22 protein-coding genes are annotated in these 23,653 nt (G+C 67.8%); 9 read left to right on the plus strand and 13 right to left on the minus strand.

Annotated features, from left to right (window positions below; translation table 11 throughout):
* Positions 1–67: 67 nt before the first annotated feature.
* From ACTJIL_RS04310 to purB, 5 genes are all read right to left on the minus strand, one after another.
* Complete coding sequence (locus ACTJIL_RS04310; RefSeq protein WP_440754349.1) at positions 68–1,006, minus strand: GNAT family N-acetyltransferase; 939 nt, start codon at positions 1,004–1,006, stop codon at positions 68–70.
* Entirely contained in the window at positions 1,003–2,208 is a 1,206-nt protein-coding gene (locus ACTJIL_RS04315) for a ribosomal protein uL16 3-hydroxylase (protein ID WP_440754350.1), read from the minus strand. The genes ACTJIL_RS04310 and ACTJIL_RS04315 overlap by 4 nt, the downstream gene beginning before the upstream one ends.
* A 114-nt stretch (positions 2,209–2,322) precedes the next feature.
* Entirely contained in the window at positions 2,323–2,727 is a 405-nt protein-coding gene (locus ACTJIL_RS04320) for a VOC family protein (RefSeq protein ID WP_440754351.1), read from the minus strand.
* A complete protein-coding gene (locus ACTJIL_RS04325) occupies positions 2,724–3,104 on the minus strand; it encodes a VOC family protein (protein WP_440754352.1) in 381 nt (126 codons plus the stop codon). Before ACTJIL_RS04325 ends, ACTJIL_RS04320 begins: the two co-directional genes overlap by 4 nt.
* Positions 3,105–3,107: 3 nt before the next feature.
* Positions 3,108–4,478 carry an adenylosuccinate lyase gene (purB, locus tag ACTJIL_RS04330; RefSeq protein ID WP_440754353.1) on the minus strand — a complete coding sequence of 457 codons (1,371 nt, stop codon included), beginning with the start codon at positions 4,476–4,478 and terminating at the stop codon, positions 3,108–3,110.
* A gap of 287 nt (positions 4,479–4,765) precedes the next feature.
* On the opposite strand from purB, the gene ACTJIL_RS04335 reads away from it, so the two are divergent.
* Positions 4,766–6,175: a class II fumarate hydratase gene (locus ACTJIL_RS04335; protein WP_440754354.1), complete on the plus strand. Its 1,410-nt coding sequence runs from the start codon at positions 4,766–4,768 to the stop codon at positions 6,173–6,175.
* Between the two features lie 30 nt (positions 6,176–6,205).
* Here ACTJIL_RS04335 and ACTJIL_RS04340 read toward each other — a convergent pair whose 3' ends face one another.
* The 7 genes from ACTJIL_RS04340 to ACTJIL_RS04370 form a co-directional block, all read right to left on the minus strand.
* Positions 6,206–6,811 carry a hypothetical protein gene (locus ACTJIL_RS04340; protein WP_440754355.1) on the minus strand — a complete coding sequence of 202 codons (606 nt, stop codon included), beginning with the start codon at positions 6,809–6,811 and terminating at the stop codon, positions 6,206–6,208.
* Positions 6,812–6,853: 42 nt separating this feature from the next.
* Positions 6,854–7,444 (minus strand): ankyrin repeat domain-containing protein, encoded by a 591-nt coding sequence (locus tag ACTJIL_RS04345; protein WP_440754356.1) that lies wholly within the window; start codon positions 7,442–7,444, stop codon positions 6,854–6,856.
* Between the two features lie 53 nt (positions 7,445–7,497).
* Positions 7,498–8,328: a DUF4097 family beta strand repeat-containing protein gene (locus ACTJIL_RS04350; RefSeq protein WP_440754357.1), complete on the minus strand. Its 831-nt coding sequence runs from the start codon at positions 8,326–8,328 to the stop codon at positions 7,498–7,500.
* Positions 8,329–8,394: 66 nt separating this feature from the next.
* Positions 8,395–9,444 (minus strand): hypothetical protein, encoded by a 1,050-nt coding sequence (locus ACTJIL_RS04355; protein ID WP_440754358.1) that lies wholly within the window; start codon positions 9,442–9,444, stop codon positions 8,395–8,397.
* The gene (locus ACTJIL_RS04360; RefSeq protein ID WP_440754359.1) at positions 9,441–10,319 is read right to left on the minus strand and encodes an ABC transporter ATP-binding protein; all 879 of its coding nucleotides are present in this window, start codon (positions 10,317–10,319) and stop codon (positions 9,441–9,443) included. Before ACTJIL_RS04360 ends, ACTJIL_RS04355 begins: the two co-directional genes overlap by 4 nt.
* Positions 10,316–10,687 (minus strand): GntR family transcriptional regulator, encoded by a 372-nt coding sequence (locus tag ACTJIL_RS04365; protein ID WP_440754360.1) that lies wholly within the window; start codon positions 10,685–10,687, stop codon positions 10,316–10,318. Before ACTJIL_RS04365 ends, ACTJIL_RS04360 begins: the two co-directional genes overlap by 4 nt.
* Positions 10,688–10,690: 3 nt before the next feature.
* Complete coding sequence (locus ACTJIL_RS04370; protein WP_440754361.1) at positions 10,691–11,158, minus strand: hypothetical protein; 468 nt, start codon at positions 11,156–11,158, stop codon at positions 10,691–10,693.
* Between the two features lie 652 nt (positions 11,159–11,810).
* On the opposite strand from ACTJIL_RS04370, the gene ACTJIL_RS04375 reads away from it, so the two are divergent.
* From ACTJIL_RS04375 to ACTJIL_RS04410, 8 genes are all read left to right on the plus strand, one after another.
* On the plus strand, positions 11,811–12,752 hold the full coding sequence (locus ACTJIL_RS04375; protein WP_440754362.1) for an FKBP-type peptidyl-prolyl cis-trans isomerase N-terminal domain-containing protein: 942 nt from the start codon (positions 11,811–11,813) through the stop codon (positions 12,750–12,752).
* A 113-nt stretch (positions 12,753–12,865) separates the two neighbouring features.
* Positions 12,866–13,669: an FKBP-type peptidyl-prolyl cis-trans isomerase gene (locus ACTJIL_RS04380; protein ID WP_440754363.1), complete on the plus strand. Its 804-nt coding sequence runs from the start codon at positions 12,866–12,868 to the stop codon at positions 13,667–13,669.
* A 13-nt stretch (positions 13,670–13,682) separates the two neighbouring features.
* A complete protein-coding gene (locus ACTJIL_RS04385; RefSeq protein WP_440754364.1) occupies positions 13,683–15,029 on the plus strand; it encodes a UDP-glucose dehydrogenase family protein in 1,347 nt (448 codons plus the stop codon).
* A 7-nt stretch (positions 15,030–15,036) separates the two neighbouring features.
* Positions 15,037–15,264, plus strand: a complete 228-nt coding sequence (locus ACTJIL_RS04390) for a SlyX family protein (protein WP_440754365.1) — start codon at positions 15,037–15,039, stop codon at positions 15,262–15,264.
* A 129-nt stretch (positions 15,265–15,393) separates the two neighbouring features.
* Positions 15,394–16,005: a DUF2058 domain-containing protein gene (locus ACTJIL_RS04395; protein WP_440754366.1), complete on the plus strand. Its 612-nt coding sequence runs from the start codon at positions 15,394–15,396 to the stop codon at positions 16,003–16,005.
* 102 nt (positions 16,006–16,107) lie between these two features.
* On the plus strand, positions 16,108–18,228 hold the full coding sequence (locus ACTJIL_RS04400; protein WP_440754367.1) for a TIR domain-containing protein: 2,121 nt from the start codon (positions 16,108–16,110) through the stop codon (positions 18,226–18,228).
* Positions 18,229–18,451: 223 nt separating this feature from the next.
* A complete protein-coding gene (locus ACTJIL_RS04405) occupies positions 18,452–18,982 on the plus strand; it encodes a hypothetical protein (RefSeq protein WP_440754368.1) in 531 nt (176 codons plus the stop codon).
* A 10-nt stretch (positions 18,983–18,992) separates the two neighbouring features.
* Positions 18,993–20,687, plus strand: coding sequence for a hypothetical protein (locus ACTJIL_RS04410; RefSeq protein ID WP_440754369.1), 1,695 nt, complete (start codon positions 18,993–18,995; stop codon positions 20,685–20,687).
* A 108-nt stretch (positions 20,688–20,795) separates the two neighbouring features.
* Here the strand turns inward: ACTJIL_RS04410 and metH are convergent, their stop codons facing one another.
* The gene (gene metH, locus ACTJIL_RS04415) at positions 20,796–23,591 is read right to left on the minus strand and encodes a methionine synthase (RefSeq protein WP_440754370.1); all 2,796 of its coding nucleotides are present in this window, start codon (positions 23,589–23,591) and stop codon (positions 20,796–20,798) included.
* Positions 23,592–23,653: the final 62 nt, after the last annotated feature.

Genomic DNA, 23,653 nt, shown 5'->3' on the forward strand with positions numbered 1-23,653 from the left:
CCCCATGGGTGCGAAGCTTTCCCGGGAATCGATCCTGCGGAAAGCGCATCGCGCCCGTCGGGCATTCCTACAGGCCCAATGCGCGGTACTCGCTGCACGGGCGTGAGCGTTCCCAGACCGGGCGGAAGTGTTCGGCCAGCTGCCGGGCGCGGCCGGCGGCGCCGGTTTCGGCTTCGCCGTCGAGGCGGTGGCCGAGGGCGCGGAAGTAATAGCCGCCGTCGTCGTTGGCCAGATAGGCCGACGGGTAGCCGCGGTCGACCGGGTCGGCGACCTCGCGGAAGGCGATCGCGCTCGGCAGCCGCTGGGCGAGTGCCAGCAGCGGCGCCGGCGCGCGCTGCGGCGCGGCCGCGTCCTGCAGCAACACCTGCACCTGGATGCCGTCGCCGCGGGTGCCCAGGTCGCGTATCGCGTCGAGCACGCGCGGCGCGTCGAGCAGGCCGGGATCGAGCTCGCGGCTGTAGACGTACAGCCTGCGCCGCGCCTGGCGGATGAGGCCGACAGTGGTGGCCACGGCCGCGTCGCGGCCCTCGATGGCGTGCGGGCGATCGATCCGGCGTCGCATGGCTTGGTGTTCAATCCCTGCCTCGGTGAAGCGTTCGCCGACCGGCACGAAGCCGTGGCGCGCATAGAACGACTGTGCCGAGACCTGCGCGTTGAGGGCGATGTCGTTCCAGCCCAGTTCGCGCGCCTGGCGTAGCAGGGCATGCAGCATCGCGTCGCCGACGCCCGCGCTGCGCCATTCGCGCAGCACCGCCATGCGGCCGATGCGGGCCGGGGCGTCGTCGGCGGGCGGTGGCACCAGCCGGCCGGTGCCGATCGGGACGCCGCCGCGGTCGCGGGCGATGACGTGCCGACACTGCGGGTCCAGCGCGTCGCGTTCCTCCTCGACCGGTATGTTCTGTTCCAGCACGAACACCGCCTCGCGCACCGCGAGCAGCGCGTCGGCCGCTTCCATGAAGGCCACCGTTTCGACCCGGAATGGCCCGCGCGCCTGCAGCGTGCTCATGGCGCGCCGCCGTCGGGTTCGGTGAGGTGGTAGTGGCCGCCTAGCAACAGGTCGTAGACCGCGTCGCGGCCGCGGTCCGAAAGCTTCGTGTAGGACGTGCCGTCGAAGGTGGAGGCCGCGGCGATCGCCTGCGCGTCGCGCACGGGCAGTTCGTAAACGTGACCGGCCGCGTACAGCCGTGCGCCGCGGGTCGCGCGCCGCCAGGCGATGCGCGTCCACGGGTGGCGATGCAGTACGTGGCCCTGCTGCAGGTCCCATTCGATCTCGATCCGCGAGCGCCCGTCTTCGGCCGGCATCGCCTCGCCGCTGCTGCGGTACAGGGTGATGAAGCGGCCGAACCAGTCGCCGAGCCGGTCGGGGTCGTTCATGCGCAGCAGGTTCAGCGCCTCGACCGCGCGCTGCATCGCCGCGCAGTCGATCTCGTTGGCGTCCCTGGCCGGTTCGAGGTCCGGGTCGGCGAAGCGCAGGCCGTCGTCCGACTCCGAAGCCAGGGTGTCGACGAAGTCGCCCAGCAGTTCCGCGGCCGAGGGCGCACGCATGCCGACCGAGAACGTCAGGCAGGGGTCCTCGGCGACGCCGTGGTGCGGCACGCCGGGCGGCAGGTAGAGCATGTCGCCGGGCCCGAGCACCCAGTCGTGGTCCGGCGTGAAGCGCTGCAGCATCCTGAGCTCGACGTCCTTGCGGAAATGCAGCGGCGGGGCGTCCCGGGTATCGATCTGCCAGCGCCGATGGCCCTGCGCCTGCAGCAGGAACACGTCGTACTGGTCGACGTGCGCGCCGACCGAGCCGCCGGTCGCGGCGAAGCTGACCATCACGTCGTCGATGCGCCAGCGCGGCAGGAAGTCGAACTTCGGCAGCAGCGCGGCGATGTCGGCGTCCCACTTGTCCACGTCCTGCACCAGCAGGGTCCAGTCGCGGTCGCCGAGGCCGGGGAATTCCTCCTCGGCGAACGGCCCATGCCGCACCTTCCATGCATCGCGCTCGCGGTCGTGCTGGATCAGCCGCGACAGCGCGGCCTCCTCGCAGGCCAGTCCGGCCAGGTCCTCGGGTTCGATCGGCGAAACGAAGCCGGGGAACGCGTTGCGGACCAGCAGCGGCTTCTTCTGCCAGTAATCACGCAGGAAGTCGGCGGCCGGCATGCCCAGCGGCTGCTGCGAACTGGCGTCGACTTCGATGGGCAGGGCGGTGCGCGGGCGTGCCATTCGGGGGTCCGGGAGTCGGCGGACGCCCATTGTCGCGCCAAATGCGCGATGGCTGCTGACCGCAGCCGGTACGCGCGGCAGCGATGGAACCACGATGATCGGCCGCGGCTGCCGCTACTGCGGGTCGGCGATCTCGTCGTAACCGCGTCCGCGGAATTCGAGCAGGCACCAGCCGTGGCCGAAGGGGTCGGACAGCTGGACGATGCGGCCCCAGGCTTCCTCGCGGATGTCGCCTTCCTGCACCGCTCCGGCGGAAAGCGCGCGTGCCAGTGCGGGTTCGAGTGCATCGACCACCACGTCGCAGTGCAGCGGCGTCCAGTGGCGGGCGTAGTCGCGCGCCGTGTGGGCGGCACCGGTGCTGCCGTCAGGCTTGCGCAGCAGGTAGATCGGGACCTGCGTGCCGGCCAGTTCGAGCACGTCGTGGCCGAAACGGCGCGTGGGCACGAGGCCGAAGGCGGCGACGTAGAACGCCTCCGCGGTGGCGATGTCGGGGACGTCGATGTTGAGCAGCAGCTTCACGACAGCGCCTGCGCGAAGCGGATCTCGAAGCCGGAAGGATCGGCCAGGGTGAAGTCGCGCAGGCCGTAGAAGCGGTCGCCGATCGGATGCATCGGTGTGATGCCCAGCGCCGTGGTCCGGCGCCAGAGCGCATCCACGTCGTCGACCATGATCCGCAGGTTGGTCCAGCGCGGCGCGACGGGCGCATGCACGTTCTCGGCAAGGAACAACCGCTGGCCTTGCCAGTGGACGACGGCGAACCCGTCGGTCCGGCGCAGCAGTTCGAATCCGATCGACAGGTAGAACGTGATCGACCGATCGAGATCCGGACCGACGACCTCGACGATGCCTTGAGCGTAGCCCTGGCCACCCACGCTGTCGGGCGCGTCGCCCACCATCGTTCAGATCGCCTTGGCCAGCGCCCCGGCCAAACCGGTGTAGCTCCCCGGCGTCATGTCCAGCAGCCGCTGCCTGTCGGCATCCGGCAGGTCGAGCGACGCGATGAACTCGCGCATCGACGCCTCGGTGATGCCCTGACCTCGGGTCAGCGCCTTGAGCTGCTCGTAGGGATTGGGCAGGCCATGGCGGCGCATGACCGTCTGCACGGCTTCGGCCAATACTTCCCAGGAGGCATCGAGGTCGGCTGCGAGGCGCTGCGGATTGATCGAGAGCTTGCCGAGGCCGCGCAGCAGGGCGTCGTAACCAATCAGCGCATGGCCGAACGCGGTGCCGAGCGCGCGCAGCACGGTGGAGTCGGTGAGGTCGCGTTGCCAGCGGCTGACCGGCAGCTTGATGGCGAAGTGGTCGAACAGCGCGCTGGCGATGCCGAAGTTGCCCTCGGCGTTCTCGAAGTCGATCGGGTTGACCTTGTGCGGCATGGTCGAGCTGCCGACTTCACCGGCCTTCACCGCCTGCTTGAAGTAGCCCAGCGAGATGTAGCCCCAGACATCGCGGCACAGGTCGATGCAGATGGTGTCGATGCGCTTGTGCACGTCGCAGATTTCCGCGATGCAGTCATGCGGTTCGATCTGGGTGGTGTAGGGATTGAAGTCCAGGTCCAGCGATTCGACGAAGCGGCGCGCGAACGCCGGCCAGTCCACGTCCGGGTAGGCCGCGACGTGGGCGTTGTAGTTGCCGACCGCGCCGTTGATCTTGCCGCTCAGCGACACCGCGGCCAGCTGCTCGCCCTGGCGCTGGAGGCGGGCGACGACGTTGGCGATTTCCTTGCCGACCGTGGTCGGCGAAGCGGTCTGGCCGTGGGTGCGCGAGAGCATTGGCAGCGCGGCGTGCTCGTGCGCCATCGCGCGCAGGGCCTCGATCAGGGCGTCGAGCTTCGGCAGCAGCACCGATTCGCGCGCCTGGCTGAGCATCAGGGCGTAGGACAGGTTGTTGATGTCCTCGCTGGTGCAGGCGAAATGGACGAATTCCAGCGCCGGGCCGAGCTCGGCGTCGTCCTTCAGCCGTTCCTTGATGAAGTACTCGACCGCCTTGACGTCGTGGTTGGTGGTGCGCTCGATCTCCTTGACCCGGGCGGCGTCGGCGACGGAGAAATCGTCGGCCAGCGTGCGCAGGCGCGTGATCGCGGCGTCGCCGAACGGGGCGAGCTCGGCGATGCCCGGCTCGGCGGCCAGCGCCAGCAGCCATTCCACCTCCACCCGCACGCGCGCCTTGAGCAGGCCGTATTCGGAGAAGATCGGCCGCAGGGCATCGACCTTGCCGGCATAGCGGCCATCGATCGGGGACAGGGCGAGCAGTTGCGATTCGGCGGACATGGCGGCGGCGTGGGTCGTGGAGCCGCGCATTCTACTGCGGCTGCATCGCAGGACGGTTGTTGTGCAGGCGAAGGCCCTTGCGGAAGCCTGGAGCCGAAGCCCTCTCCCGCCTGCGGGAGAGGGGTTGGGGTGAGGGTGCTTCAAGTCGACGTATAAGGCCGAACCCTCACCCGGCGCTGCGCGCCTCCCTCTCCCGCAAGTGGGAGAGGGGCTGGAAGCTCTCGTCGTTCCCAGGAGATCCGAGGGGCCGGCGGCGTATCCTGAGGGCATCGCATCAGGAGAACGTCATGGCCACGCAACGCTACCGCACCGAACACGACAGCATGGGCGAGCTGCAGGTGCCCGCCGACGCGCTCTGGGGCGCGCAGACGCAGCGTGCGGTGCAGAACTTCCCGGTGTCGGGCCGCCCGATGCCGCGTGGGTTCATCCGCGCGCTGGGGCTGGTGAAGGCTTCGGCGGCTTCCGTCAACGCCGAACTCGGCCTGCTACCCAAGGGCGTGTCCCGGGCGATCCACGCCGCCGCGCTGCAGGTGGCCGAGGGCGAGCACGACGCGCAGTTCCCGATCGACATCTACCAGACCGGCTCCGGCACCTCGTCCAACATGAATGCCAACGAGGTGATCGCCACGCTGGCTTCGCGTGCCGGCAATGCCGGCTCCGGAAGCAAACACGCGGTGCATCCGAACGATCACGTCAACCTCGGCCAGAGCTCCAACGACGTCATTCCCACCGCGATCCGCGTCAGCGCCCAGCTCGCCGTGGTCGAGGACCTGCTGCCGGCGCTGAAGCACCTGCGCAAGACCATCGACGGACGCGCACGCGCCTTCGGCAAGGTGGTCAAGACCGGCCGCACCCACCTGATGGACGCGATGCCGCTGACGTTCGCGCAGGAGTTCGGTGCGTGGTCGTCGCAGCTCGCCTCGGCGCAGGCGCGGATCGAGGACGCACTCAAGCGCCTGCGGCGGCTGCCCATCGGCGGCACCGCGATCGGCACCGGGATCAACGCCGACCCGCGCTTCGGCAAGGCGATGGCGAAGGCGCTGTCCACGCTGGCGATGACGAAGTTCGAATCGGCCGCCGACAAGTTCGAAGGCCTGGCGTCGCAGGACGACGCGGTAGAGCTGTCGGGCCAGCTCAGTGCGCTGGCGGTGGCGTTGATGAAGATCGCCAATGACCTGCGCTGGATGAATTCCGGGCCGCTGGCGGGACTGGGCGAGCTGGAGCTGCCGGCGTTGCAGCCCGGCAGCTCGATCATGCCCGGCAAGGTCAATCCGGTGGTGCCGGAGGCCACGGTGATGGTCTGCGCCCAGGTGATGGGCCACCACACCGCGATCACGGTCGCCGGCCAGACCGGCAACTTCCAGTTGAACGTGACCCTGCCGCTGATCGCGGCGAACCTGCTCGATTCGATCGGCCTGCTGGCCAACGTCTCGCGGCTGCTCGCCGACACCACCATCGCCGGGATGAAGGTGCGCCGCGACAACGTCGCCGCGGCGCTGGACCGCAATCCGATCCTGGTCACCGCACTCAACCCGATCATCGGCTACGAGAAGGCCGCAGCGATTGCCAAGCGCGCCTACAAGGAAGGGCGGCCGGTGTTCGAGATCGCGGTGGAGGACAGCGGGCTGCCTGCGACGCAGCTGAAGAAGCTGCTGGATCCGGCCGCGCTCACGCGCGGCGGCATCCACGGCAAGTGACGGCGGGAACAGCGTTCAGTCCTTGGGCGTTCAGTCCTTGCTGCGGCAATCGTCGATGTCCGACTGCGTCATCGTCGCGTAGGGCTTGAACGCAGACAGCTGTGCGGCGAGTTGCTGCTGGGTGTCGAACAGCGGCGGCAGCCGGTCGCAGATCTTGCGCGCGTGGGCCTCGAACTTGCGGGCTTCGGCTTCGATCTCCGCTTCGACCTGGTCGCCGTTGCCGGAAAGCGCCCCGCGCAGGGCCTTGCCGGCGGTGCGCAGGCCGAAGTCGGCGCCCTGTGCGCCGATGTCGGCACCGGCAGTGGCGATCGCAATGACGTCGCTGCGATATTCGACCAGCAGCGCGCGTTGCTGGTCGGTGACCTCGACCTTGTCGCCACCGACCAGCAGATCGCCTTGCGGAGTGATCTCCGCCTTCGTGCCGCCGTTGTCGTCCGAGATCGTGAGGTTCCGGGTCGCCATCTGTTCGCGTGCACGATCCATGGCCTTGGCAACCACGCGGCTGATGGCGGATGGCGAGGCATCCTGCGACGCATCATCGCCGGCGGACGCGTGCGTGTCGGTCGCTTGCTGGCGCTGGCAGCCGCCCGCCAGCAACAGGCAGGCGAGCAGGGCGATGACATGTGTTTTGGTCATGGCAATTGCCTCCTGCAAAGTTCGTGGAGACGGCATGGATCGTCAGCGTTTGGCTGACCGTTCGCTGTCGGCATCGCCGTCCGCCGACGCACCTTGGCGGATCAGGTAGGACTTGATCGCCTCGCTTCCGGCCTGGTTGAGCGGCGACCGCCACTGGCCAAAATCGGCAGTGACCCCGAGATTGACGTCGGCACCGTGTTCGACCAGGTACTCGACCGTCCCCAAGTGCCCTCCGCGGGCGGCATTGATCAACGGCGTCTCGTCGCCGGCAACGACGGCATTCGGATCGGCGCCGGCTTCGACTAGTCGAGCCACCACGTCGTCGTGTCCGGCCTTTGCGGCCATGATCAGCGGATTACCGTCGCCGTGCGAAGGCACTTCCACGCCTGCGCCCAGTTCCAGAAGGGTATCGACCATCGCAAGCTTTCCCTGCTTCGATGCGAGAATCAGGGCGGTGCCGTCGCCGGGCACGGCGGCATCGGGATTGGCGCCTTTCGCGACCAGAGTGCGCACGGCCTTGATGTCGCCGCTATCGACGGCTGCGAGGACTTCGGCGGCGGAAGGCGTGGACTGCGCCGCAAAGGGTGCGTCCTGCTGGCAGCCGCCCGCGCCAATCAACAAGGCGCAAGCCATGAATCGAATCGTGGACATCGTGGTTCCTTGTCGGTCCGGATCGGTGGCGCGGATCAGTTTTTCCGCGGAAGCGTGACGCGGCCGGTGACGCCGCGATGGCCGACATCGCCGCTGCCGATCGAGCGCACGTCGAGATCCCCGCGCACGCCATCGGCATCGATGTCGCCGGAGCCGATGGAACCGACGGTGACGCTGCCGCCGATATCCGCGAGTTCGACATCGCCCGAACCGACCGAACCGATCTCCACCGGTCCCTGCGTGGTCCGGATCCCGAGGTCCCCGGAACCGATGCTGCCCACCTTCGATGCGCCGCGGACATTGCGGAACGTCGCGTCGCCGGAACCGACCGACAGCAGGTGCAGCGAGCCGATGTCCTCGGCCTCCAGGTCGCCCGAGCCGATGGCCGCGGTGAGTTCGCCGCGGATGCGGGAGACGTGGACGTCGCCCGATCCCGTGTCGACGCTGGCGGTGCGCGCGCCGTCGACGCTGGCGTCGCCGGAGCCCACCTTGAGCCGCACGGCGACGCTGTCGGGCACGCTGGCCTGCAGCTTCATGTAGGCGTAGTGGTTGCCGAGGAAGATGCCGCCGAAGTTGCCCTCGCGCCGGGCGTGGACGAGCAACCGCTCGCCGGTCTTCTCCTGCGTCAGGACCAACCGGTCCAGGTCCTTCCCGCTCGAGGCGCACGCGCGGCCATCAACCTTGTTGCTGGGCGAAGCGCTGGCGCGCACGTCCAGGTCGTTGCCTCCGATGTCGAACACCACCGTCTTCACGCCCGCAAGGTCGAGCTGCAGGTTGCGTGGCTGGCTGTGCTTGCAGTGGTCATCGTCCGAGGCTTGCGCGGCCAGCGGCAGGAGCAGCAGGGCGCCGAGGATCAGTTTGTGCATGGGAATCTCCCTGGGTTCGTGATGGGGCAGCGGCCCTTGGCGCAGGCGCTGCCCCGGTGCGGCGATTCAGTCGGCGAGCTCGCGGCGGCGACGCAGCTGGATCGCACCGTAGATCATCAGTGCGCCGGCGGCCGCGCCGATCCAGATCGCCGGCGTGGCCAGGCTTGCCAGCTGGCTGGCGGGCGACACGCTGTCGAGGATGTCCTGCAGGTTGTGGCCACCGGTTTGCCCGAAGTCATCGCGGGACACCAGGTCCATGCCCGGCACCGTGCCCAGCAGCATGCGGCTGACGATGTTGCTCCAGAACCAGGAGCTGTCGAGCTTGAACAGTTCCATCAGGTCGAACCAGCTGACGAAGATACCGGCGAACAGCGGCACCATGATCGCCCACAGGAACGGCTTGCTCCTCGACCACGCCGAGCACAACAGCAACCAGCCGACCGTCGGCAGCGCCCACAAGGCATAGACCGGGATCCAGGCGATCGAGCTGGCCATGATCTTGAGCGGGCTGGCCGGGCCCCACAGCAGCGTCACCGGATTGCCGCCGTGGAACAGCACCACGATGCTGATCATGGCCATGAACCCGAGCATGGTGACGAACGACGCGATCAGCGCGAGCACCGGCGCCACCACGACCGCGCTGGCCACCTTCGACAGCACGGTCTGCGCATCGGATACCGGCAGCGACTTCCAGAACAGCACGCTGCGGTCCTTGCGCTCGTCATACAGCGCGCCGAGGCAGTAGAAGAAGACGACGAACGCCAGCACGATGAACGGCCAGGCCGAACTCAGGAACAGGGTCAGGTCGATGCCCTGGGCGAACTGCGCCATGTCCGCGGCGCTCATCTTGCTGGTCAGCTGGTTGATGTCCAGCCCGTTTACGTTGATGCCGTCGAGCTGGAAGTCGCCATTGGCCGCGGCGCGCCGCGCGGCGACCAGGCCGAACACGATCATCATCCCCGTCAGCAGCAGCGAGATGCCGCCGGCGATCAGCGGCGACCACAGGAACCCGCCCTTGTGCTCCCAGAATTCGCGCTGCAGCAGCAGCTTGAACTTGTGGGTGGGATGGACCGGCGCGGCGGTGCGCGGCACGGCATCGAGGTCGGGGGCGTTCATGCGTAGGTCCCTTTCATGGTGGCGACGAACAGGTCGGCCAGGCCCGGCGTGCGGGTCTCGCCGAACGCGGCAAGGCTGGCCTGCGGCACGCCGTCGAACAGCATCACGGTCTTGCCGAAGGGCAGGGCACGTTCATCGATGGGCTGGAGCGCGCGCGCGTTGTCGGCCTGGTCGGCGTTGACCAGCACCTCGACGAAGCGCTCTCCCACCGCGTCCATCGGCGCATCCAGCACGATCTTGCCGGCGCGGATGAACATCACGTCGGTCAGGATGTGCTCGACTTCCTCGACCTGGTGGGTGGTGATGATGATGGTCTTCTGCTCGTCGAAGTAATCCTCCAGCAGGCGCTGGTAGAACTGCTTGCGGTACAGGATGTCGAGGCCGAGGGTCGGCTCGTCGAGCACCAGCAGGCGCGCGTCGATGGCCATCACCAGCGCCAGGTGCAGCTGCACGATCATGCCCTTCGACATTTCCCGCACGCGCTGGTTGGGCTTGAGCTGGGTGTTGGCGAGGAAGCGCTCGCAGCGGGCGCGGTCGAAGCGCGGGTGCACGCCGGCGACGAAGTCGATCGCCTCCCTGACCCGGATCCAGCGCGGCAGCACGGCGACGTCGGCGATGAAGCAGACGTCGTTCATCAGTTCGTCGCGTTGCGTACGCGGATCGAGGCCCAGCACGCTGAGCTCGCCCTCGAACGGGGTCAGCCCGAGCATCGCCTTGAGCGCCGTGGTCTTGCCGGCGCCGTTGGGCCCGATCAGGCCGATGATCTTGCCGCTGTCGATCTGGAAACCGGTGTTGTCGAGCGCGACCGTGGTCTTGTAGGCCTTGCGCAGGTTGCGCGCGGTGACGACATGCTCATGGGCGGCGACGGCATTCATGCGGCACCTCCGCCGAAGGCCGGCTTCAACAGGTCTTCCATCGACAGGCCGAGGCGCGCGATGCGTTCGAGCACCAGCGGCCACTCCTCCTTGAGGAAGCGTTCGCGTTCGTTGGTCAGCAGTTTCTTTGATGCCTCTTCGGTGACGTACATGCCCAGGCCTCTGCGTTTTTCGACGAGTGCTTCATCCGCGAGCTCCTGATAGGCGCGCGAGACGGTGATCGGGTTGAGCTGGTATTCGGCGGCCACCTGGCGCACCGAGGGCAGCGCGTCGCCGGGCTTGAGCACGCCATCGAGCATCATCGCGATGACGCGCTCCTTGAGCTGGCGGTAGATGGGTGCCCCGTCATTCCACTGGATTCCGCTCATGGCTCAGCTCCGGCTGCCGCGGCGCAGGCCCTGCGCGAACGAGAAGTAGGGGACGGCCAGTGCGCCGCGGACCTGGCGCGCGTGGCGGCGTTTCTCCTTGGCAGCCGCGCGTTTCTGTTCGGCTTCGTCCGAGGTGGCTTCGAACGCGGCGCTGAGCGCGGCCTCCGTGGACACCGCAGCGGCGAAGCTCACCGCGCTGGCGATGGTGTCGCCGAGCGAGGCGCTGTCGTCGAGTTCGCTCTCGAGCTGGCGGGCGCGTGCCTCGATGTTGCGGGCGTGGGCCTCGACGGCCTCGGCGTTCGCCTGCAGGGCGTTGGCATCGATCGGGGCCATAGGGCCGGCAGCGGCAAGCGCGACGGGCGTGGAGACGTCCTGGCCGGGCAACACGGGAGAAGCGGCGATCAGCGTGAACACCAGCATCAGGCCGGTGGTGGCGAGGCCGAGCATCGAGTTGTGGAGCTTGCGGTTCATGGGGAACGTCCTGCTCTGGGTAATCGGTGTTGTATGTAACTATAACACCAAGACACGCCATGTCAACGGATTTCGACGGACGGTCGACCCAACTCAAGTCATGGTGGCGGCATGACACTTCTGTTCCAAACATCTCTTTGAATATCAGTCAGTTAAGGAATCTGGCGGGGTGGTTGGGTCATGAAGACGGGTCCGGAACACCCATGCGGGCACCCACATTCCACGCAGGCATTCCCGCGAAAGCGGGAACCCAGAGACTTTTGCCGCCCACGCCGCTGGATGATCTGCCCGGAGCCCGTTTTCATCCCAGCGAAGGCTGGGCCCCTCGGGCGCTGCGTCCCAGCAAGCTGGAAGGGAAAGCCAGGATGATCGGCGTCCGACGGTTGCAAAGAAGCGACTTCAAGCCCTGGCAGGCGGGGCTGCGGGCGCGCCGACTCCGTACGCAGGGCAGAGGCCTGCGTCACGGGAATGAAGAAGGCCTGTCCGCAGGTTCGCGGCTGCTCCGGTGCGGCCGCTTGAGGCGCAGGACGAAACAGCCCACCGCAGGCCTGCAAAAGGACGGCCGCAGCGGCGATTGCCCGTATCGGCCGCGCCCGCGACAATAGGCGACTTCGCGCCGCAATCCGCCGGCGCTGCACAGGAGTCGTTCCGGATGAAGCCCTTCCTGCGCGGAGTTGCCGCGCTGTTGATCGCCCTGGCCGCCCTGCCGGCCGCCAACGCTCTGGCCCAGGACAAGCAGGTCCTGTCGAGCGAGCGCGAGAAAGCCAGCTACATGGTCGGCATGGACGTGGCCAAGTCGCTTGCACCGGCCGCGGACGACCTCGACCTGGCGTCGTTCGAGCGCGCGGTGCGCAACGGCCTCGACGGCGGCGAGCCGCTGATCGCGGAGAAGGACGCCGTGGAGGCCGGGCAGGCGCTGATGCAGCGCGTCGCGGCGCGCAGCGGCCGGCCCGTGGCAGGCATGCCGCCGGGCACCCAGCCGCCGGCGGTGGACAAGGGCAAGGTCGGCCTGCTGCTCGGCGCGGACATCGGCCGCTCGCTGGCGCCGCTGAAAGGCGAGATCGACCTGCCGGTGGTGATGCAGGCCTTGCGCACGACGCTGGCCGGCGGCACCACCCTGCTCAGCGATACCGATGCCGACAGCGTCCGCAAGTCGTTCGGCGAACGCATGCAGGCCAAGCTGCAGGTCGAAGCGGCGCAGGCCGCAACCCGCAACGCCGCCGAAGGCGAGCGCTTCCTCGCCGCGAACAAGTCGGTCAAGGGCGTGTTCACCACGCCGTCCGGCCTGCAGTACATGGTGCTGCGCCAGGGGGCCGGCCCGCGTCCGCGCCCCAGCGACCGCGTCCGCGTCAACTATCGCGGTACATTGCTCGACGGCACCGTGTTCGACAGTTCCGAGCAGCACGGCGGCCCGGCCGAATTCGGCCTCGACCAGGTGATCGCCGGCTGGACCGAAGGCGTGTCGATGATGCCGGTCGGCGGCAAGTACCGGTTCTGGATCCCCGGCGACCTGGCCTACGGCAAGCAGGGCAATCCTTCGATCGGCCCGAACTCGACCCTGGTATTCGATGTCGAACTGCTCGATATCCTCTGATCCGCGCCACCTGATCAAGCCAGCCTGATCAAGCCAATCCGAGTTGCACCAACCCCCATCCCCCTGCCGGCGCATCGCCGGCATCCGCCGCACAACACCGGAGTTGCCCCGCCATGACATCCCGAACCCGTTTCGCCGTCGCCAGCCTGCTCGCCGCATCCCTGGCGTTCGGCTTCGCCGCCTGCAAGCCGATCGACAAGGATGCGAAGAAGGAAGACAAGGCCGGCGCAGCCGCCGCAGGCAACGACGACATCGCCAAGAGCAGCGGGCTGAAGACCGACCGTGAGCAGGCCAGCTACATGGTCGGCATGTCGGTCGGCAAGTCGCTGGAACCGATCAAGGACAACGTCGACGTCGACACCGTGATCAAGGCGATGAAGACCGTGATGTCTGGCGGCAAGCCCCTGCTGACCGACGAGCAGGCGCAGCAAGTCGCGCAGGCGTTCGACCAGCGCCTGCAGGCCGAGAAGATGGCCGAAGCCGAGGCCGCGTCGAAGAAGAACGCCAGTGAGGGCGAGGCGTTCCTTGCCGCCAACGCCAAGAAGCCGGGCGTCAAGACCACCGCGTCGGGCCTGCAGTACCAGGTGCTGACCGAAGGCAAGGGCGCCAAGCCGGCCGCCGACGCCATGGTCAAGGTGCACTACAAGGGCGCACTGCTCGATGGCACCGAATTCGACAGCTCCCACGATCGCGGCGAGCCGGCCGTGTTCTCGCTGCAGCAGGTGGCGCCGGGCTGGGCCGAAGGCGTGCAGCTGATGCCGGTGGGCAGCAAGTACAAGCTGTGGATCCCGAGCAAGCTCGGTTACGGCGAGCAGGGCACGCCCGGTGGCCCGATTCCGCCGAATGCCACGTTGGTGTTCGAAGTCGAGCTGCTCGACATCGTCAAGCCGGACGCAACTCCGGACCCGAAGAACTAAGGAGCGGTACCGCATGCGCGTTGCGATCTTCGGAACCGGCTACGTCGGGCTCGTCACCGGAACCTGCCTGGCAGAAGTCGGCCACGAAGTGGTCTGCGTCGACATCGACCAGGCCAAGGTGTCCGGCCTGGAAAAAGGTGTCATCCCGATCTACGAGCCGGGCCTGGAGCCGATGGTGAAGGCCAACCACGCCGCTGGGCGGTTGCGCTTCACCACCGACGCCGCGCAGGCGATCGCGCACGGCGAGGTGATCTTCATCGCCGTCGGCACGCCGCCCGACGAGGACGGCAGCGCCGACCTGCAGTACGTGCTGGCGGTGGCGAAAACCATCGGCAGCCACCTGCAGAAGCCCGCGGTGGTGGTCGACAAGTCGACGGTGCCGGTGGGCACCGCCGACAAGGTGCGCGCGGCGATCGCGGCGACCCTGGCCGAGCGCGGGGCGCAGGTCGATTTCGACGTCGTGTCCAACCCCGAGTTCCTGAAGGAGGGCGCCGCGGTCGAGGATTGCATGCGCCCGGACCGCATCGTGATCGGCGCCGACAACCCGGCGGCGGTGGAGAAGCTGCGCCGCCTGTACGCACCGTTCAACCGCAACCACGACCGCATCGTCAGCATGGACGTGCGTTCGGCCGAGCTCACCAAGTACGCGGCCAACGCGATGCTGGCGACCAAGATCAGCTTCATGAACGAGATCGCGAACATCGCCGAGAAGGTGGGTGCCGACATCGAGATGGTGCGCCAGGGCATCGGCTCGGATCCGCGCATCGGCTGGCACTTCATTTATCCAGGCGCCGGTTACGGTGGCTCGTGCTTTCCCAAGGATGTGCAGGCGCTGGCGCGTACCGCGCAGCAGAACGGGCACACCCCGACGCTGCTGGACGCGGTGGAAGCCGTCAACGAACGCCAGAAGGCCCACCTGTTCGAACTGATGCTGCGCCACTACGGTGCTGCGTCCGCGCTGCGCGGCAAGACCGTCGCCCTGTGGGGGCTGGCGTTCAAGCCGAACACCGACGACATGCGCGAGGCGTCGAGTCGCCGGCTGCTGCAACTGCTCTGGGATGCCGGCGTGATCGTGCGTGCCTACGACCCCGAGGCGATGGACGAAACCCGTCGCATCTTCGGCGCGCGCGAGGACCTGGCCCTGTGCGAAAGCGCAGACGATGCGCTCCAGGGTGCCGATGCGCTGGTGGTGATCACCGAGTGGAAGCAGTTCCGCAGCCCGGATTTCGGCGGCCTGCGGCAGCGGCTCGCCGACGCGGTGATCTTCGACGGCCGCAACCTGTACGAACCCGATGACGTGGAAGCCGCCGGCCTTGCCTATTACGGCATCGGCCGTGGCCGTTCCATCCGCCTCGACTGACTGCCTGATGCCCAGCGAGCTCTCCACGCAACTCGAGCAGCGCATCGTCGAACTGGAAACGCGCCTTGCCTTCCAGGAACAGGCGCTGGCCGACCTGAGCGACGCGCTCGCTGCCTCGCGCATCGAGGCGGCCGAGAACGCCGAGGTGCTGCGTCGCACGCTCGATGCGGTGAAGCAGTCGCGCGGCGAGTTCTACGCCGATCCCTCCGAAGAGCCCCCGCCACCGCATTACTGAGAGGCGGGATTCGGGTGATCCTGCACGATCACCTGCCGATCCCGATTCATCCCTCCGATCGCGTGCCATGCCAGACTCGCGAGCGTTGCTTCAACGAATCCCAATCCAGTACCCCGATCCCCGCTGCTAATGACCGACACACTCCGCGACCAACTCCTCGGGCTGGGCTTCAAGCCGGCCCCGAAGCCCGCGAAGCCGCCGCGCGACGACAAGGGCAGGGCGGGTGCGCGCGGCGGCAAGCCGTCCGCGCATTCGCACAAGCCCGCGCCGGGAAAGGGGAAAGCGAAAGCCCATCCACGCAGCCCCGGCTCGCGCGAGGACATCGACCTGGCCAAGGCCTACGCGATCCGCGCCCAGCGCGAGAAGGACGAACGCATCGCGGCCGAACGCCTGAAGCAGGAACAGGCCCGCGAGCGCCGCGAGGCCAAGGCGAAGCTGGCGCAGTTGCTCAAGGACAAGGCGCTCAACGACGCCAATGCCGACCTCGTGCGTCACTTCGACTACGGCGGCAAGATCAAGCGCATCCACGTCAACGCCGAGCAGCTCAAGGCACTTAACGCCGGTGAACTTGGCGTGGTCCAGCTCGACGGCCGCTACCTGCTGGTCACCGCTGCGGTACTGGCCGAGGCCGAGGCCACGTTCGCGCCGGCGGTGGCGCTCAAGGTCGATCCGCAGGCGCCGGTGCCGGGCGACCCCTACGACGACCCGCGTTTCCAGGTACCCGACGACCTGGTCTGGTGAATTCCCTGCGTTTTTCCGACGACCGGTAGGCCGGTCCGGCGGCAGCCTTGCGTTCGAACAGGGGCCCGGCTTCATCCGGCTTCCTCTTCGCGGGGATGGCGCATGTATCGCAGCTTCCGCTACTGGGGCTTCCTCAGTTACAGCCACGACGACCGTCGGGTTGCGGAACGCATGCACAAGGCGCTCGAGGCCTATCGCATCCCGACGCGCCTGGTGGGGTTGGACGGCCCGTTCGGGCCGGTGCCTGCGCGGCTGCTGCCGATCTTCCGTGATCGCGACGACCTCAATGCAGGCGGCCGCCTGGGACCGGAAGTGGAACATGCGCTGGCGGCAAGCCGTTCGCTGATCGTGCTGTGCACGCCGTCCGCGGCGGCATCGGCGTGGGTCGATGCCGAGATCGCCGCCTTCATCCGCCTGCACGAAGACGGGCCGTTGTTCTGCGTGATCCTCGACGGCGAGCCACTGGCACCGACGCACGGCGCGGACGCATCGTGCGAGTGCCTGCCGGCGGCCGCGCGCGCGCGTTTCAGTGCCGGTGCCGGCCTCGACCACAACACCCCGGTCGCGGTCGACCTGCGCGAAGACGGCGACGGCTGGCGCCTGGCAGTGCACAAGATCGTCGCCGGCCTGACCGGACTGCCGCTGGACCAGTTGGTCCAGCGCGACGCGCAACGGCGCCATCGACGCATGGCATGGCTGTCCCTTGCACTGATCGCGATCGCGGTGGCGCTGGGGTTGCTGGCGATGCTCGCCTATCGCGCGCGCGACGAGGCACGCGAGCAGCGGGCGCAGGCCGAGGGCCTGATCGAATTCATGCTGGTCGACCTGCGCAAGCGCCTGGAACCGGTCGGCCGGCTCGACGCGCTGGAATCGGTGGGCGAGCGAGCGCTGGCCTATTACGACCGGCAGTCGGTCAAGTCGCTGGATCCGGATTCGCTCGCGCAGCGCGCGCGCGCCTTGCACCTGATCGGCGAGATCGACGACCGCCGCGGCGACATCAAGGCCGCGCGTTCGGCGTTCACGCGGGCGCGAGCCTCCACCGCCGAGTTGCTGTTGCGCGAACCGGACGAGCCGCAGCGCATCTACGACCACGCGCAAAGCGTGTTCTGGAACGGCTACACCGACTGGCAGTACGGCGACATCGCCGCGGCCGAGCTTGCGTTCCGCGAGTACGCGCGGCTTGCGAACGATCTCCTCGCGCATGATCCCGAGAATCCCGACTGGCTGACCGAGGTCAGCAGCGCCCATTCCAACCTGGGCTCCATGCTGCTCGGGCAATTGCGCGCGGCTGACGCCATCCCCCAGTTCATGCAGAGCCTGCGCATCGACCGCAAGCGCGCGACGCTGGCGGATGATGCCGCGCCCGTGCAGCTCGACATCGCCCAGGACCACTCATGGCTGTCGTCCGCGTACTTCGCCAATCGCCAGCTCAGGCCAGCCGTCGCCGAGCGCGAAGCCGAACTGGTCGTCTATCGACGCCTCGCGGCCAGGGCCCCGCGTGACGCCGTCGTGCAGGGCCGGCAAATGCTGGCGCACCGTTTCCTCGCCAAGTTGCACCTGGCCGCGGGCGATACGGGGCGCGCGGGGAGCGAGCTCGCTCGCTCGCTGGAATTTTCCGAACTGCAACGCAAGCTCGATCCCGACAACCTGGATTGGCAGGAATCGGCTGCGAAGGCAAACGTGATGCTGGCACGGATCGCGCGCGTGTCGGGTCGGAGCGCTCAGGCACGGCAGTACCTCGACGCCGCCGCATCGCTCCTGGCCAGGCAGTTGCAGCGCGACTCGATGGCCTGGGAGTGGCGCGTCGATGTCCAGGAGGAAGTCGCGTTCGAACGGGCGGCGCAGATGATCGACGGAAACCGGTTGCCCGCCGCCGAAGGCGTGCTCGTGGCTTCGCAGCAGCGGCTGCAGGAGGCTGCGCTGGAGCCTTCGCATGAAGTCATGACGCTGCGCCATCGGATTTTCAACGAGGCACTGCAGGCCAGGCTCGCCCGGCGACGCGGCGATGCGGGCGCGGAACAGGCGCATTGGCAGCAGGTCATCGCGCTAGCGCAGGGCAGGGAAGGGCGGCTCGACGGAGAAACGACATTCGCGCTGGCCGACGCGATGCACGGCATGCGACGGGAGGATGACGCCAGGCAGCTGCGGTCGACGCTGGCCGCCGCAGGCTACCGGCAGGAATCGGCCGGGGTGGACCGCGCCGGCGTGGTGTTCCAGCGCTGACCGCCCATGGACGCAGCACCCGGCGCCTGCGGTGCGAGGGCCGCGCGGGGCGCCACGGCTGGGGAGCGTTGCGGATGCATTGGCCCGGCATCTAGGGAAGGCGCTCCGCACAAGGCCGTCGGGAGAGGCAGACGGCGTCTTTCCGACTGCTGGCCACAGGAAGACCGGCGCAACGTGCAGCTTCAAGGAGCAGGTATTTCCCGACCAGACGGAGGATCGCACCATGCCCATCGTGAACGAAACCCAGAGTCCCGAAGACAAGATCGTGGAGAGCTTTCTCCGGGATCCGATCATCTTTGTGGACGTCCACGTGACACCGCCGCCACCCGGGGGCGGCAATCCCGGCCACTCGTTCCATCCCGACAAGTACGTCAATGGTGATGGCGACGTCGTCTGCCTCACCTGCGGAAAATGCCAGATCAAGTTCAAGCTCGTCTGGCACCCGAAGTACTTCAAGCGCGTGATGTTCACGGAAGGAATGCCGGATGCCGCCGACGGCGATGGCGCGCTCGATCGGGAGCGGCCGGCGCTGGTGATCGGCCTGCCGGACTCGACAGGTTGCCCCGCCGCGTTCGCCAACCCGCCGTTCCATGACGTGGTTCGTGAAACGACCGGCCAGATGGTCTCGGTCATCAACGACAACCCGGGCGGACCGGACAAGAACCAGTACGCCTACAGGCTCAACGTGCTGGCGACCGAGCATGACGGCACGCAGCGGCTCATCCGCATCGATCCGCGCATCATCAACAAGTAGGAAGCTGCACGTGCCCGCCCCGCAGGATGCCGACGCCATCCCGCTGATCGTCGGCGTCACCAGCCACCGCGACCTGCGCGAGGACGAACTCGCAGGGCTGCGCGGGCAGGTTGCGCGGCTGTTCGATCGCCTGCGCGAGGCCTATCCGGACCTCGAACTCGCGGTGCTGTCGCCACTGGCCGAAGGCGGCGACCAGCTGGTCGCCGAAGAGGGCCTGCGCCAGGGCGCGCGCCTGCTGGTGCCGCTGCCCTTGCCGGTCGACTTCTACCTGCACGATTTCCATGGCGAGGTGCAGCGGTCGCACTTCCTCGACCTGCTGCGCCAGGGCGAAGCGCTGCCGCTGCCCTTGCCCGACGGAGTCGGTATCGAAGCGCTGCGCGAACCCGGGCCATTGCGCGACCTGCAGTACGCGCGCTGCGGCCTGTACGTGGCCGATCATTGCCACCTCCTGCTGGCGCTGTGGGATGGCCGCCCTTCGTCGCGGCTCGGCGGCACGGCGCAGGTGGTCGGTTACTACCTGGGCCAGTCGATGCCGGGCGCGGGCGATGCGCGCACGCGGGTGCGCAGGGTGCTGGCCAACGACGACGACAGCCTCGTGTTCCACGTGCCCACCGGGCGGCGACAGCACCAGGGGGATGTGCTGGCGCCCGACGAGCAGCCGGCGTGGCTGACCTCGCGGGGCAGGAGCCCGGGCGACTTGCCCATGCCGGCGGGCTTCCCCGCCATCTTCGAGCGCCTGCAGTCGTTCGCGCGCGACCTGCGCAGGTATCCGGAGGCGCAACTGCCATCCGCAGAGGCCGACGGGACCGTAGTGCAGCGGCTGTACGTGGGCGCCGACCGGCTGGCCATGCACTTCCGTGAACGCGTGCTGCTGGCCCTGCGCACGACCCATGTGATGGTGGCGCTGATGGGCATCACGTTGCTGGTGTACCAGTACGTGCGTGAGCCGCAGTGGCTGCTGTGGATGTTCCTGGTCGTCTTCGCCGCTGGAGTATTGCTGGCGCACATCGCACGCAGGCGCGAATGGCATCGCAAGTACATCGACTACCGCTCGCTGGCGGAGGGATTACGGGTGCAATGGTTCTGGCGTCGTGCCGGGATATCGGCGACCGGCGACCAGAACTTCGCCCACGACAACTTCCTCCAGAAGCAGGACGTGGAGCTGGGCTGGATCCGCAACGTCATGCGCTTTGCGGGGCTGCAGGTCACCGCGCCGATCGATCCCGGTGATGTCGGCCATGTCTGCGACGAGTGGGTGGGCGAGGACGACGGCAACGGCAACGGCGGGGCGGAGCTGGCCTGGTACACGCGCCGGGCGATCGAGCGCAGCCGGCAGGAGCGGATGACCCGGGTGCTGGGCGCGGTTTGCCTGTGGGCCGGCATCGCGATCTGCCTGCTGCTTGCCCTGGCTTATCCGCGGTTGCCGCTGCCCACGCGCAACGCGCTGGAAATCGCGCTGGGCACCTTGTCGATCATCGCCGCGGTGCGCTCCGCGTATGCGTTCCGGAAGGCTGACAAGGAACTGGTCCGGCAATATCGCTTCATGCAGCGGATCTACCGCAACGCGCGCAACGCGCTGGATGCCTGCACCGACTGGCGCCAGCGGCAGCAGATCCTGCAGGTGCTCGGCGAAGCCACGCTGGCCGAACATGCCGAGTGGGCGCTGATGCACCGGGAGCGGCCGCTGGAACACGGGAAGCCGTGAGTGGCTTGTGACCTGGTAGGAGCGGCTTCAGCCGCGAGCTCTTGATCTTTCTCTTGTGGATGAATACCAAGAGCTCGCGGCTGAAGCCGCTCCTACAGCGTGCGACTGCTACTCCGGGTCGTAGTCCAGGTTCGACGCCAGCCAGCGTTCGGCCTGCTGCAGCGAGGCGCCCTTGCGGCGGGCGTAGTCGGCCGCCTGTTCCTTCGACACCCGGCCGACGACGAAGTACTGGCTCTTCGGGTGGCTGAAGTAATAGCCGGACACCGCAGCCGTCGGCAGCATCGCGAAGCCGTCGGTCAGTTCCATGCCGGCGTTGTTTTCGGCATCGAGCAGCGCGAACAGCGTGCGTTTCTCGCTGTGCTCGGGGCAGGCGGGATAGCCCGGGGCAGGGCGGATGCCCCGGTACTTCTCCGCGATCAGGGCGTCGTTGTCGAGCGACTCGTCCGGATCGAAGCCCCAGAACTCCTTGCGCACGCGCCGGTGCAGGTGCTCGGCCAGCGCTTCGGCCAGGCGGTCGGCGAGCGCCTTGAGCAGGATGGCGTTGTAGTCGTCGTGGTCGGCGTGGAATCGCTCGAGGTGCGGCTCGATGCCCAGTCCCGCGGTGACCGCGAACGCGCCGATCCAGTCCTGCCGGCCGCTGTCCTTCGGCGCGATGAAGTCGGCGAGGCAGAAGTCGGGACGTTCGACCGGCTTGTCGACCTGCTGGCGCAGGAAGTGCAGGGTGGTCAAGCCCTCCCCTTCAAGGGGAGGGTTGGGTGGGGATGGGTTCAAATTGGATCCCGACACATCGGAACCGGCGGAAACACCATCCCCACCCCTGCCCTCCCCTTGAAGGGGAGGGGGAACAGCGCGAACCTCCACGTCATCGCCGATGCTGTTCGCCGGCCACAGCCCGAACACGGCCTTCGCCGTCAGCCACTTCTCCGCAATGATCCGGTCCAGCATCGCGCGCGCGTCGCGGTACAGCTCGCTGGCCGACTTGCCGACCACCTCGTCCTCGAGGATCGCCGGGAACTTGCCGGCCAGCTCCCAGGCTTGGAAGAACGGGGTCCAGTCGATGATCTCGACCAGGTCCTGCAGCGGATAGTCGTCAAAGACGGTGATCCCGGGCTTGACCGGTGCCGGCGGCACGTACTCGTCCCAATGGCCGTCGAAGCGCTGCGCGCGCGCCTTCTCCAGCGACACCAGCCGCTTGGCGTCGCCGCGGTTGCGGTGGCGTTCGCGGATCTCGGCGTAGTCGGCGTCGTTGGCGGCGACGAACGCGGCTTTCAGCTCCTTCGAGATCAGCGACTGCGCCACGCCAACGGCGCGCGAGGCGTCCTTCACCCACACCGTCGGCGACTTGTAATGCGGGTCGATCTTCAGCGCGGTGTGCGCGCGCGAGGTGGTGGCACCGCCGATCATCAGCGGGATCGTGAACCCTTGCCGTTGCATTTCGCGGGCGACGTTGCCCATTTCCTCCAGCGACGGCGTGATCAGGCCGGAGACGCCGATGATGTCGGCGTTCTCGGCAACCGCCGTGTCGAGGATCTTCTGCGCCGACACCATCACGCCCAGGTCGATCACGTCGAAGTTGTTGCAGGCCAGCACCACGCCGACGATGTTCTTGCCGATGTCGTGCACGTCGCCCTTGACGGTGGCCATCACGATCTTGCCGTTGGACTTGCCGACGTCGCCGGTGCGCAGCTTCTCGGCCTCGATGAAGGGCAGCAGGTAGGCCACGGCCTTCTTCATCACCCGCGCCGACTTCACCACCTGCGGCAGGAACATCTTGCCGGCGCCGAACAGGTCGCCGACCACGTTCATGCCGTCCATCAGCGGGCCTTCGATCACGTCGAGCGGGCGCGTGGACTGCAGCCGCGCCTCCTCGGTGTCGCCCTCGACATATTGGTCGATGCCGTGCACCAGCGCATGGCTCAGGCGCGCGCGCACGTCCTTCTCGCGCCACGACAGGTCTTCGGCCTGCGATTGCCCCTTCTTGCCCTTGTAGCGCTCGGCCAGCGCCAGCAGGCGCTCGGTGGCGTCGGGGCGACGGTTGAGGATCACGTCCTCGACGTGCTCGCGCAGCTCCGGGTCGAGGTCGTCGTAGATCGGCATCGCGCCGGCGTTGACGATGCCCATGTCCATGCCGGCGGAAATCGCGTGGTACAGGAACACCGAGTGGATCGCCTGGCGCACCACCTCGTTGCCGCGGAACGAGAACGACACGTTGGAGACGCCGCCGGAGATGTGGCAATGCGGCAGGGTCTTGCGGATGATGCGCGCCGCTTCGATGAAGTCGACCGCGTAGTTGTTGTGCTCCTCCATGCCGGTGGCGATGGCGAAGATGTTGGGGTCGAAGATGATGTCCTCGGGCGGAAAGCCGACCTGCTCGGTCAGGATCCGGTAGGCGCGCGTGCAGATCTCGACCTTGCGCTCGCAGGTGTCGGCCTGGCCCTGTTCGTCGAACGCCATCACCACCGCGGCCGCGCCGTAGCGCAGCACCTTTTGCGCGTGCTCGATGAACGCCGCTTCGCCTTCCTTCATCGAGATCGAGTTGACCACGCCCTTGCCCTGCAGGCACTTGAGGCCGGCCTCGATCACGCTCCACTTCGAGGAGTCGACCATGACCGGGATGCGGGCGATGTCGGGCTCCGACGCGATCAGGGTCAGGAAGCGCACCATCGCCTTCTCGGAATCGATCATGCCCTCGTCCATGTTGACGTCGAGGATCTGCGCGCCGTTGGCGACCTGCTGGCGCGCGACCTCGACGGCCTCGTCGAAGCGGTCCTCCTTGATCAGCTTCTTGAACTGCGCGCTGCCGGTGACGTTGGTGCGCTCGCCGACGTTGACGAACAGCAGTTCGGGAGTGATGACCAGCGCTTCGAGGCCGGAGAGGCGGGTATGGCGGGTTTCGTTATTCATTGGTCTCGGTTCGTCATTCCCGCGAAGGCGGGGCTTTCAACAGACGAATGTCTGATCATCCG

The sequence above is a fragment of the Luteimonas sp. 22616 genome (assembly GCF_052044325.1).
In the GTDB taxonomy this organism is placed as follows: Bacteria; Pseudomonadota; Gammaproteobacteria; order Xanthomonadales; family Xanthomonadaceae; genus Luteimonas.